This is a genomic window from Anaerococcus sp. Marseille-P9784 (genome assembly GCF_902500265.1).
Taxonomy (GTDB): Bacteria; Bacillota; Clostridia; order Tissierellales; family Peptoniphilaceae; genus Anaerococcus.
This window is the reverse complement of sequence record NZ_CABVOZ010000003.1, coordinates 100136-113194: the sequence shown is the minus strand read 5'-3', so window position 1 is coordinate 113194 and position 13059 is coordinate 100136. Positions and strand designations below refer to the sequence as shown.

The window sequence follows — 13059 nt, the reverse complement described above, 5'->3', positions numbered from 1 at the left end:
TTATTCTAAGTTTACTTGATTAAAAATGTCAAAAATTAAATTTCTTGCAATTGGTGCTACAGTTACTCCTGCTGCGTCTGTCGAATTTTCTATTACAATAGCAATAGCAATTTTTGGGTCATAAGCAGGAGCAAATCCTACAAACCAGGAATCAATTAGTCCGTCGTTTTTATCAACAGTACCAGTTTTGCCTGCTAGCTGGATTCCTTGTATATAAGCTCCTTTTGCAGTACCTTCATTTACTACATCTACCATCATATCTCTTATTATATTGGCATTTTCCACACTTGTAACTTTTGATAAGACTTCTTTTTCTGATTCCCAAAGAGTTTCACCTTCTTTATTTGTTATAGATGAAACAAGCCTTGGCTTCATCATTTTCCCTTCTGAAGCAATTGATGAAACCATCATTGCCATGTGAAGAGGAGTTGTCTTTGTTTTCCCATAACCAAAACCAGTCATAGCTAAATCTACTTGGTTTAATTCTTTGTATGGTATAGTCGAATCGTATTTCTCCAAATCAAAGTCATAGCTTTTGTTAAACATATATTTATCTGTCATCTTCATCAAAGATTCCTTACCCATTTTATTTGTTTTTGAGGCAAAATATGTGTTTACAGAATGAACAAAAGCACTTCTTAAATCAAGACTTCCAAAAACTTGATCGCCAAAGTTTTTGATATCAAAATTTTGTATAGTTTCTGTACCTGTATCTTCATAAGACTTATCAATATTATTTTCAAGCATAGCATTAGATGTAATGATTTTAAAAATTGATCCTGGTCTATATAAGCCCGAAGTAGCTCTATTTACTAAAGGTCCGTTGTTATTTGCAATTAGGTTATCCCAATCTCTATTTACAGTATTAGGATCAAAAGTTGGAGCTGATGCCAAGGCTAAAATTTCACCTGTTTTTGGATTCATTATTACTATTGCACCTTGATGAGGACTCAAATAATTATAAGCTAAATTTTGGATATTTTGATCAATTGTTAGGTGTAAATCATTTCCTTTGTCTGTTTTTACAACCATTTTTCTAAACTGACTTAAATTTTCTTCTTTTAAATTTAGTAACCAATTATTGTATGTTTTCTCTATGCCAGTTTTTCCATAAGTTTTTGAATTATAACCAGTAATTGCTGCGCTTGCTTTGCCATAATTATAGATTCTTTCTTTACTACCATCTTGGTTTTCTTGGTTATAAGCTAGGATATTTCCCTTTCTATCAAAAATTATTCCTCTATCAATTGCATCTTCATTTACCCACAATCTTCTGTTATTTTCATTTTTTGCTATCTCTTTTGCTTTGAAAAGTTGAAAATATACAATATACATGGCAAGGCCCATAAAAAGAAGTACAAAAAAGATCATTACAAAAAGCAATCTTTTGTTTAGGGTTGATTTTGATAGGACTTTTAACTCTCTGCTATCTTTAATTCTTTGCTCTTTTTCTAATTCTTTTATTTTATCAATGAAGCTTTTTTCAGTTTTCCTTTTTTTCTTTGCCTTAAAATTTTTATCTTCAGTCATTAGTTTCATCTCCATATTTAATATTTGTAGCACAATATTGCAAACAACCTAGAAGTATAAAACCTGAAAGCATGGAAGAACCACCTTGAGATATAAAAGGTAAGGTTACTCCAGTTAGGGGTATAACTTTCAAAACTCCACCAAGTATAATAAAAGTTTGTAAGGCAAATAAAACTCCTATACAAAATGCTAGTGTTGAAAAAAATTTATCTTGCTGAGTCAAAGATATTTTAAAAGCTCTATATACCAAAATCATAAACAGAAGAATTACCGCAATTCCCATAAATACTCCCATTTCTTCAGTAATAGCTGAGAAAATAAAGTCAGATTCTGCAACAGGTATATAATCTGGATGACCCAAACCAATTCCAGTTCCAAATAATCCACCACTAGCTGTGGCAAATAAAGCCTGAGTAATTTGATATCCTTTTTTATTTATATCCGACCATGGATCAAGCCAAGTTGCAACTCTTATCCTTACATGTCCAAACATAAAATAAGCAAGAATGGAACCTAAAATCATAGAAATTATGTTAAATACAATAAAAAACCTATCTTTTTCATAGACAAATTGGCTTAAAATCATAAGACCAAAAAATATCAATGCAGTCCCTAAGTCTTTTTGTAAAAATAAAAAACCTATAAACATTAAAATAACAAATTCCATATAATATCTACCAAAGGGTTTGCTTACAATTTCATTATAACGTGCATAAAAGCTTGCAACGAAAAATGCTAGTGGAACTTTGATAAATTCAGATGGCTGAAAAGAAAAATTCTTAATAACTATCCAGTTTTTAGCTCCTCCTAAATAAGTACCAAAAACAAGTGTTGCAACAAATAATCCAACAGAAACGATAACATAAAAAATACTTATTTTAGACCAAAACTTAAATGCTTTTAGTATAAAAAATGTAATAAAAAACAAGGCTATACCTACTAAATAAAATTGTAATTGCCTTTTGCCATAAGATGGATTTAATCTATATATCATAGAAACTCCTATAGAAAAAAGCATATTTACAATCATAACCAGGATGTTATCTGCTTTTGTAATCTTACTTACAAGGCTTGTTGATAAGACAACTACTAATAAAATCGCCAAATAAGTATAAAAGTCAGTATTGCCGATGTTTTTAATATTAAAAATTAGAGAAAGTGATAAAGATAAAAAAGTAAAAATCAACAGTAAAAAAGTCGATTTATTGCTATACTTATCTTCTCTTAAGGTTAAATCTAAATCTTTATTCATTTTTATCTCCTTGGATAAACAAGAATTGCAATTGACCAAGATGAATAATATCATTAGTCTTTAGTTCAATTGCATCTTCTATTCTTTCTCCATTCAAAAAAGTTCCGTTGGCAGATTTCAAATCTTCAAGGAAATATATATCTTCATCTTGAATTATTCTTGCGTGAAATTTTGACAAATACTTATCCTTTATACAAATAGTATTTCTATCATCACGACCAATTGTATCTTCTTCGCCAATAAAATAGTATTCCTGAACCATAAATCTAAAGGCATCATTTTTATTTATTAGTTTTAAATAGGTATCAGATTCTTTTTCCTTTAACAAAGTTGTTTTAACATCGTAATATATTATTCTTATAATAGAATATATAAAATAAAAAACAACTATTACAAAGATATACTTTAATATTGTCGAAATCAATTGATATAATGTTAAATTGCCAAATACATTTATTGAAAAAATTCTATCTATAAAATTAAAAAATTTATCCATAATATTCATCCTTTACTTTTGTTCTTATATTTTACCACATAAATTATATTTGAAAACTTATTAGTTTTGAGTTTACTAGCTTTTAGGCGATAATATCAAACATTAAAATAAAAAAGGATCTAATCTATATTTTAGACTAGTTCCTTATGGTTTACTCTTATTAATTTTAAAGGTCTAAATATGCTCTATTCAATAGAGTCGATGATGTCATTCATTTCTTTTATCAATAGATCTTTTTTCTTCGTTGATGACTTTTCATCTTTATCGACAGAATTTACATAAACTTTAATTTTTGGTTCAGTACCTGATGGTCTTAAAGCAAGCCATGAATTATCTTCAAAATAATATTTTAATACGTTTGATTTTGCCAAACCTGTATCGTCATTTTTGTAATCAATTATATGGTCTGTTTTAAGTCCTGCTAAATCTTTTATTGGATTTTGACGAACGCTTTCCATAATACGACCTATACGTTCTTGTCCATCTATTCCAGTTAAGGTTATAGAAATTACATCATTTGCATAAAATCCATGTTCTTTATAGATTTCATCAAGAACATCAAGCATGCTTTTGCTCATTTTTTTGTAATATCCTGCCATTTCAGCAATCATCATAGCAGAGTTTACTGCATCTTTATCTCTTACAAAGTCTTTATAGTTGTAGCCAATAGATTCTTCAAAACCAAAGATAAATTTACCTGAATTGTCTTTTTCTAATTTATTAGCAACTTCATAAATATTTTTAAAACCTGTTAGAACATCATAAGTTTTTACATTGTATTTTGCAGCAATAGGTTTTACCAAATCTGTTGAAACTAATGATTTAACTACTGCACCATTTTCTGGAAGTTCATTGTTTTTTTCTAAAGCTTCTAGTATATAATTAGTTAATAAAGATCCAATTTTATTTCCAGATAAGAATATATATTCTCCATTATCATCTTTAATTTCTACAGCACATCTATCGGAATCTGGATCTGTTGCAAGTAATAAGTCTGCGCCAACTTCTTTGCCTAATTTTTCTGAATATTCAAATGCTGCTGGCATTTCTGGATTTGGATATCCAACTGTTGTAAAATCAGGATCAGGATTTTCTTGTTCCTTAACGATGTAAATATTTTTGAATCCACGTTCATCTAATATTCTTCTTACAAGTTTGTTGCCACAGCCGTTAAGTGGTGTGTAGACAATTTTAATATCCTTATCTATATCATCATTTATTGTACAAGCCAAAACTTCTTTTACATAATCTTCTAATAATTGATCATCTACATATTCAATAATCCCTTCTTTTAATCCCTCTTCGAAATCAATTCTTGGAATTGCAAAAAAGTCTTGATGCTCTGATATATGATTTAAGATTTTATTTGCAGTTTCATCTAATATTTGACTTCCTTCTGAATTGTAAGCTTTATAGCCATTGTATTCTCTTGGATTATGACTTGCAGTTACCATAACTCCAGCGGAAGTTTTTAGATGTCTAACTGTATAGGATAAAACTGGTGTTGGCTCTATATCTTTGTGAATATAAACCTTAATACCATTTGCAGCAAATACTTCTGCAGTTATTTTTGCGAATTCTTTTGATTTGTGACGAACATCATAGGCAATTGCAACACCTGCTTTTTTTGCTTCTTCTCCATTTTCAGAAATAGTATCTGCAAAACCTTGGGTAGCTTGTGCAACCATATATTCGTTCATTCTATTAGTTCCTGCTCCAAGTTTACCACGCAAGCCTGCTGTTCCAAATTCTAAGGAGCTATAAAACCTATCTTTAATTTCCTTATCGTCATCTTTAATTTTTTCTAATTCTCTTTTTGTTTCTTCATCAAATTTTTCGTTGTTATACCAGCTCTCAAAATTTTTCCTGTAATCCATATTAACCTCCAATTTTATAGACGTTTACTGATAATTCATCAATTGTTAAAGCATCCTTAATTTCTATCTTATAAGTATTTTTACCCTCTTTAGAAAAAATATTTTCAATATTATCAATATTTTTGCCAAGGAATTTTTCCAAGTCTACTTTTTTAATATTTTCTATCTGGTCTTTAGAATTTATAATTATTAGAATTGTGCTTTTTTGCTCAGTAATTTTATAAATTATTGTTGAATCACTTTCTGTTTGCATAAATTCCAAATTTTTCTTTATATTTTCTCTACTTGTATTGGAAAATACACCAAGACTTTTTCTTAAAGCAATTAGATCTTTCGTATAGGTGAAAATTCCATAATTAATTTCTTTGTCTGCCCAATTTATTGCATTTACAAATAAAGGCGAATTATAGGAATTTCTGTCATTTTTTTTAGAATGATTAAATTCATTACCCTCATATAAAAAAGGAATTCCATAAGAAAGCAATATTATTCCCATACTAAGTTTGACATAATCGTCAATTTTATCAAGATTTGATAAGGAAATTTGCAACTTATCATACAAAATCAAATTATCGTGACAATTTAAATAATTAATCGATTCATTTGCCTGATCTGTGAAGCCTACTAAGCTATCATTTGATAATGATCCAGCTATTCCCTCTTGGAGAAGTCCTTTAAGCTTAAAATCTCCTTGAATATAGCCTATGGCAAATGATTCTGTATCTCCTTTGATTGCATCTCTAAATATGTCATTAAAAACTCCAAAACCTTGTGATTTTTGCGATCCCTTTAGACTTTGCTTTTCATAAGCTAAAGTTGTAGATAAAGCAAACCAAGGCTCGCCATAAATTATTATATTTGGATTTATTTTTCTTAGCTCTTTTACAGCAATTTTCATTGTGTCTATATCAATTAGACCCATCAAATCAAAGCGAAAGCCATCTATTTTATATTCACTGACCCAAAATTTTAGGCAATCGATTATTAATTTTCTTACGAAGGATCTCTCACTTGCAAGCTCATTACCAACTCCAGATCCATTTGAAAAAGTTTCATCTTCATTTAATCTGTAATAATATTTACATAAGCTATAAAGATTTGAATCATACGATTTAAAAGTATGGTTAAAAACAACATCCATAACAACAGCGATGTTATTTTGATGAAAACTTTCTATCATCTTTTTTAATTCATAAATTCTATTTAAGGGATCTTTGGGATTTGTAGAATATGAACCTTCTGGTACAAAATATAATTCTGGATCGTAACCCCAATTATAGTTATTATCATCAAAAAACTTATCAGAGGCTTCATCTACACTAAAGAAGTCAAAAATCGGCAGCAATTGGACATGAGTAATACCTAAATCAATTATATTGTCAATTCCTGTAGAAAAACCGTGATATTTTCTATTTTTTTCACATAGACCTAGATATTTTCCTGCATTTTTAACATTACTTGATTTATCAGCAGTATAATTTTTTACATTCAATTCATAGATTATAGCATCGTCAATTTTAATCTTGGGAACTTCTGAATTTCTAAAACCTACAGGGTCAGTTTTTCTCAAATCACAAACGATAGAGTACATACTATTTATGGATGATGCGTAGGAATAAGGATCTGTGATTTCATAGACATCATCAATAATATATGAATAAAAATATCCATGAAAGTCACCCTTTAAAGTTACTTCAAAAATCCCCAAATTATTTTTTTTCATAGAAATTTTTTTATTTCTTGGGTTATTGAAATTTTTTCCTATTTTTAATTCAATTTTTTTAGGATCTGGAGCAAAAACTCTAAATACTGTTTTCGATTTTTCATAAATTGCCCCAAGATCTATATCTTTTATATCTTCATATTTTATTTTTTCTATTTTCGTTAACAAAACTTTTTTTCCTTTGCAAAACATCATCTATGTTAAATTCACTAGACCATATCAAATTCTTTATTTCGTTTCCCGTCCATTTTTCTCTATCTAAAAAATCAAATGAAATTTCTTTACGCAATTTTATCAACTCCGAAAGATTCAATAGAATATTAAATGAGTCATTATATAATAATATTTCATCTAAAAGAGCCTTGAAATTGTAAGGGAAATTTTGATAGGATTCATTGATTAAATTCCTTGTTGTATAGCTTACTATTTCATTATTGTTTAATAGATCATAGGCTCTATAAGACTTATTTTCTTTCATGTTTTTATAATTTTTGAAACTATCAGCTAATAGATAAAATGAATTTTCTTCTTCTAAATTATTTACAATTCCACCTCTTGTGGAAAGTATATTAGACATATTTATTGAAGTATTAAGGATATCGAAATTCATATTATCTAATAATGGGTTAGTTAAATTTGAGTATATATCGCAAGCTGGGTAGAGAAATTTTTGTAGACTTACATTTAAGTTTTCTACAAAAATTATTTTTATTTTTTCCCTAATTATTTTATCTGATTCAACAAGTTTTTTTAGTGCCATTATTAGTTTTATAGCTTCTTTGGCCACATAATATCCCTCATTGGCTTTGCCAGAAAAAATATAAGTCTTAGGTATATAATAAGTATTGGAATTATCTCTTAAATAGAAAAATTCATAAGCTATGGCTAAGGCGTTTAATATTTGCCTTTTGCCCTCATGCATAATTGATAGTTGCATATCAAATATTGAATATGGATTGATATCTTTTTCTTTTTCCAATTTCTTTATAAGCTTTTCTTTATTTTCAAATTTAATTTCTTCAAGATCAGCAGAAAATCTTTTGTTATTTATTAGAGAATTTAGCTTATCTCTATCTGTATTTATATCATTTATCCCATTATCTCTTAATAAATTATAAAGTTTGGGATTGGCACTTTTGCCATAAGTAAAAGTATCAGTTCCCATATTAATATATCTTGTATTATCGTTTGCTTTTCTATCCTCGTAAAGAGTTTTTGAAAGGAAAATGTATTCTTTTGATAATGATTTATTAATATTTTTAAAGATTACAAAAGAATCTTCGATTAATGGTAGATAGTTTTCTTCTTTAACTAATTCTGCTTGAATTTCAACTATAGTATTAAATAAGTCTTGATTCATTTTTCTAATTTCATCCACAGGATATTTTTCTAAAGAATCATCAGTAATAGAAAAAACCAAATGATAAAATATTTCTCTTGTGTATGCTATAGCTTCCTTAATAGAAAAATCATATTGGCTTTTTAGTATTCGGATAAATTCAACTAAAGCTAAGCTTGGATGGATATCATTTATTACTACATTAGTTTGTTTGTTTATATTTCGAATATCTTTGTAATATAAGATATATCTTCTTACAAAATCTCTCATTGATGCCGCTGCAAAAAAGTATTCTTGCTTTAATCTTAAAATTTTTCCATCATAGGTAGAATCATCCACATACAAAAATTTGGTGAGAGAAGAGCTGTTTATATAATTTTCATAAGCCTTTATTAAATCGCCCTTGGTAAAATCTTTAAGATCTACATCGGAAATTGGATCAGACTTAAATAATCTTAAAGTGTTCACAAAACTTCCATCATCTGAAACTATGGGCATATCATAGGTCGTCACTTTATCTTTTTTGTCATAAATATCTATAATATTTGTAAAAGATTTCTGATGTTCGAAATTGGATCCATCTTTAAGCCATGAATCAGACTTAGCTAATTGCACTCCATTTTCGATTGATTGTTTAAAATCTCCTGACTCATATCTTAGAGCATAAGCAGTTGCCTTTATTTTTGCATTTGTGAGTGCATTTATCAAATAAGAGCTTCCCATACCCATATCTCCAATACCAAGAGCAAGATCTTTATCAAATTTCAAAATATGATCATAATCAAAACCAATTTCATTTATGGCAGCTTTTATTTGATCTTCAATTTCTAGTTTAGCGGATATATTTTTTAAAAATCCTCCTGGCAAATACTCGAAACTTAAAATATAAACTTCATAGCCTTCTTTTATTTTTTTGCTTGCTACCCAAGTTTTACCGACAATTTCCATCACAAATCTGCACAAGGAATCATATACTTCTTTTTCTCTTGCAAAAGAAAGATCCTTAGCATAAAAAGAATACAAATAATTTTGTATTCTTTCTATGATTAAATCTTTACTTATATTAAGCTTTTGTTTTTTCATACAAATCCAAGTATTTTTCTGCAGAAATTTGCCAATCTAAATCTATATTCATTGCATTTTTAACCAATTGCTGATGAGCCTTAGGATTGTCTTTGTAGATACTTATGGCATTTTTTATTGCAAACAATAACTCGTGAGCATTAATATTTGAAAAAGAATAACCAGTTCCCTCACCAGTGTATTCATTGTAAGGAACAACAGTATCTTTTAGTCCACCTGCTTCACGCACTATAGGAAGTGAACCATATCTCATAGCTATTAGTTGACTTATTCCGCAAGGCTCAGAAATAGAAGGCATTAGATAAAAATCACTTGCTGCATATATTTTATTGCTTTCTTTGGAATTAAAATATATTCTTGCAGCCATTTTTTCTGGATATTTCCAAGCGAAATATTTAAACATTTCCTCGTAAGTATATTCTCCCGTACCTAAAACTACAAATTGTATATCTTCAGATAAGAGTTCATCTAATATATACCTAACAAGGTCCATTCCCTTCATTTCATTTAGTCTTGATACAAGACCAATCATAGGAACATCTTCCCTTTGAGGAAGATCATATAGTTTTTGTAAGGCTAATTTATTCTTACTTTTGTTTTTTATAGTTTTTATATCGTAATTATAATCTATAAGCTTATCAGTTTTTGGATTCCATTGTTTGTAATCAATTCCATTTACAATTCCAGAAAGCTTATAATCGTATTGTCTAATTACTCCATCTAAACCTTCACCATAAAAAGGATAATGAATTTCTCTAGCATAATTTTCTGACACAGTATTTACAGCGGTGGCATGGATTATACCACCTTTCATAAAGTTTATTGCATCGTAATATTTTAGGTCATTTTCATTAAAATATCCACCATCAAGACCTGCAAGTCTCATCACATCAGGGTCAAAAACACCTTGATATTTAAGATTATGAATAGTAAATAATGTCCTTATATCATCATAATAAGAATCACCATGTCTAAAATCATTGACAAAAACATTTACCATAGCAGTATGCCAATCATTAGAATGAATTATATCTGGTTTAAAATTGATCTCTTTTGGCAAAAGAGTACAAGCCTTAGAAAAGTAAATAAATCTTTCAGCATCATCACCAAATCCATAAGGATAGGATCTTGAAAAATACTCTTTATTATCAATAAAATAGTATGTTACTCCATCAAAATCCAATTGATAAATTCCAGTATACTGATGTTTCCAATCAAGATCTACATAAAATTCAGTTACTTTTTCCATCATTGATTTGTATTTTTCGTCAATTGTTTCATACATTGGAAGAACAACTCTTATATCAACGCCAAGATTTTTAAGCTCTTTAGGCAAGGATCCTGCAACATCAGCAAGACCACCAGTTTTTATAAAGGGTACCGCCTCACTAGTAAGATAAAGAACTTTCATTAGTAACTCCTATTGTTTAATTTTTCATTTTTATTACTGACAAAAGGATGTGATCTATTGCCAAATAATTTCATATTATTTCCAATTTCTGTTCCTTTTTCACATATAGTAAAGTTTAAAATTGCATCTTCACCAATTACGCTATCTTGGAAAATTATTGAGTTTTTAACAACTGCATTCTTTTTGATATTTACACCTCTAAAGATTATTGAGTTTTCAACCTCTCCTTCAATAATTGAACCATTAGCAACTAAAGAATTTTTGGCTAAAGAGTCTTTTGTATAAGAAGTTGATGGTTCATCTTTGGATTTTGTATAAACTAAACCGTCTTTGTAGAACATATTATCAAAATATTCTCTATCCAACAATTTTATATTGGCATCAAAAAATGAATAAGTATCCATTATAATTTGTAATTGCTTGTCAATTCTATAAAAATCTTTACTTAAATTTGATGGATATTTAAATATAGCTGAAAGCAAAGAATCAATATTATTCATTTCTACAGCATATCTTAAAACTTTTATAAACACTTCTCTTTTTATTAGAATAGAACCAGCAAACAAGTCAAATTCATCACTTAACCCAAGGTTGATTCCAGCATTTAATGGCTTATTATTATCATCAGAATTGATAATCCTTCTATTTAATAAAAATCCATAGTCATCTCTAGTTTTTTGAGTAAATATCAAAACATCTGTATCGTTTGATTTCATTCTTTCTTTTGCATCACCAATATCCACCTTAGTAATATACATAGGATTTGTAATAAAAACATACTCTGCGTTACTTTGCTCATAAGCAGGCAAAGAATCATAATATTTACTTACTTCAGATGGATCTTTTATATCATAATTTGGTGGATTTATTGTTAGTCCTCCGCGTCTTCTATTTAATTCCCAACTTTTGCCATTTCCAATATGGTCAAGGGTTGACCTCATCTTTTTGCCAGCAAATAATATTACATTTGTAATGTCATAATTGGTAAGATTTGATAAGGTGAAATCAATAATTCTATATCTTCCCCCAAAAGGTAACATATAATCTGGTCTAACCTTGCATAATTCACCATAATTAGCTGGATTGAATTCAGAACTATAAACTAAAGCTAATACACTATCCATCCTATTCCTCCTCTATACCTTCATTACTAACCAAATAGACGCTATTAGAGTTTTCACAACCTATATTTTCATCTATTTCAATATCTTCTGCGACTACACAATTGTAAATTTTTACCCCTTCTTTAATATGAGATCCATTTAAAAGTACTGAATTATAAACTTCTGCACCCTCATCTACTTTGACATTAGAAAATAGAACTGAATTATCAACTTTTCCATCGATTACACACGCTTCATTTACTAGTGCATCTTTAAGTTCGCCTTTTGGGCCGATTCTATGTGGAGGCAAATTAAGGCTTGTTGTATATATTTTCCAATCCTCATCGTAAATATCCAATTCATTGTTTGGATCAATTAAATCTAAATTTGCCTGCCAATAGCTTCTTACAGTTCCAACATCTTTCCAGTATCCATCAAATTTATAAACATAAAGTGGATCGCCGCTAGCTAACATTTTTGGGATAATATCATGGCCAAAGTCATTTGTAGAATTTTTATCCTTATCATCTTCAATTAAAGCTTTCCTTAAAACTTTCCAATTAAATACATAAATTCCCATTGAAGCAAGATTTGACTTAGGATTTGCTGGTTTTTCTTCAAATTCTGTAATTCTACCCTCTTCGTCAGTATTCATAATTCCAAATCTACTAGCTTCTTCCCATTCAACTTCCATAACAGCAATTGTTGCACTAGCACCCTTTGACTTATGTACATCTAATAATTCTCTATAATCCATCTTGTAGATATGATCTCCAGATAGAATTAAAACGTATTCAGGATTAACTTGGTCTAGGTAATTAATATTTTCAAAAATAGCACTGGCAGTTCCCTCAAACCACTTACCACCTTCTTCTGTATAATAAGGTGAAAGAATCCTAAGACCACCGTGGTTTCTATCATAATCCCAAGCTGAACCAATACCTAAGTGTCTATTTAGTAATTGTGGTTTATATTGAGTCAGAACTCCTATGTCTTTTATCTCTGAGTTAGTTGAATTACTCAAAGCAAAGTCTATAATTCTGTATTTTCCTCCAAAAGGAACAACAGGCTTAGCCATATCTTTTGTTAAAGCTTTAAGTCTAGAACCTTGACCACCAGCTAAAAGCATGGCAGCTGTTTTGTTTGAATTTCTCATAAGTCCTCCTGTTAATAAAAAAACTTCTTAATGTATTAATACCCAATAATAAATATTAAGTGCATAAAAACCTTTTCTTAACTTATATT

9 protein-coding genes are annotated in these 13059 nt (G+C 29.0%); all 9 read right to left on the bottom strand.

Features of this window, described 5'->3' with window-relative positions:
• Positions 1 to 1530, bottom strand: a complete 1530-nt coding sequence (locus GAN53_RS07135; protein ID WP_151410421.1) for a peptidoglycan D,D-transpeptidase FtsI family protein — start codon at positions 1528 to 1530, stop codon at positions 1 to 3.
• Positions 1523 to 2782: an FtsW/RodA/SpoVE family cell cycle protein gene (locus tag GAN53_RS07130; RefSeq protein WP_151410420.1), complete on the bottom strand. Its 1260-nt coding sequence runs from the start codon at positions 2780 to 2782 to the stop codon at positions 1523 to 1525. The genes GAN53_RS07135 and GAN53_RS07130 overlap by 8 nt, the downstream gene beginning before the upstream one ends.
• On the bottom strand, positions 2775 to 3278 hold the full coding sequence (locus tag GAN53_RS07125; protein WP_151410419.1) for an FHA domain-containing protein: 504 nt from the start codon (positions 3276 to 3278) through the stop codon (positions 2775 to 2777). The genes GAN53_RS07130 and GAN53_RS07125 overlap by 8 nt, the downstream gene beginning before the upstream one ends.
• A 185-nt stretch (positions 3279 to 3463) precedes the next feature.
• Positions 3464 to 5155 (bottom strand): phospho-sugar mutase, encoded by a 1692-nt coding sequence (locus tag GAN53_RS07120; protein WP_151410418.1) that lies wholly within the window; start codon positions 5153 to 5155, stop codon positions 3464 to 3466.
• Between the two features lies 1 nt (position 5156).
• Positions 5157 to 7046, bottom strand: a complete 1890-nt coding sequence (gene pulA / locus GAN53_RS07115) for a type I pullulanase (RefSeq protein ID WP_318655664.1) — start codon at positions 7044 to 7046, stop codon at positions 5157 to 5159.
• Positions 7015 to 9300 carry a glycogen/starch/alpha-glucan phosphorylase gene (locus GAN53_RS07110; protein ID WP_151410417.1) on the bottom strand — a complete coding sequence of 762 codons (2286 nt, stop codon included), beginning with the start codon at positions 9298 to 9300 and terminating at the stop codon, positions 7015 to 7017. The genes pulA and GAN53_RS07110 overlap by 32 nt, the downstream gene beginning before the upstream one ends.
• On the bottom strand, positions 9281 to 10711 hold the full coding sequence (gene glgA, locus GAN53_RS07105; protein ID WP_151410416.1) for a glycogen synthase GlgA: 1431 nt from the start codon (positions 10709 to 10711) through the stop codon (positions 9281 to 9283). Before glgA ends, GAN53_RS07110 begins: the two co-directional genes overlap by 20 nt.
• Positions 10711 to 11835: a glucose-1-phosphate adenylyltransferase subunit GlgD gene (gene glgD, locus GAN53_RS07100; protein WP_151410415.1), complete on the bottom strand. Its 1125-nt coding sequence runs from the start codon at positions 11833 to 11835 to the stop codon at positions 10711 to 10713. The genes glgA and glgD overlap by 1 nt, the downstream gene beginning before the upstream one ends.
• 1 nt (position 11836) lies before the next feature.
• The gene (locus GAN53_RS07095; RefSeq protein ID WP_151410414.1) at positions 11837 to 12970 is read right to left on the bottom strand and encodes a glucose-1-phosphate adenylyltransferase; all 1134 of its coding nucleotides are present in this window, start codon (positions 12968 to 12970) and stop codon (positions 11837 to 11839) included.
• Between the last annotated feature and the right edge of the window lie 89 nt (positions 12971 to 13059).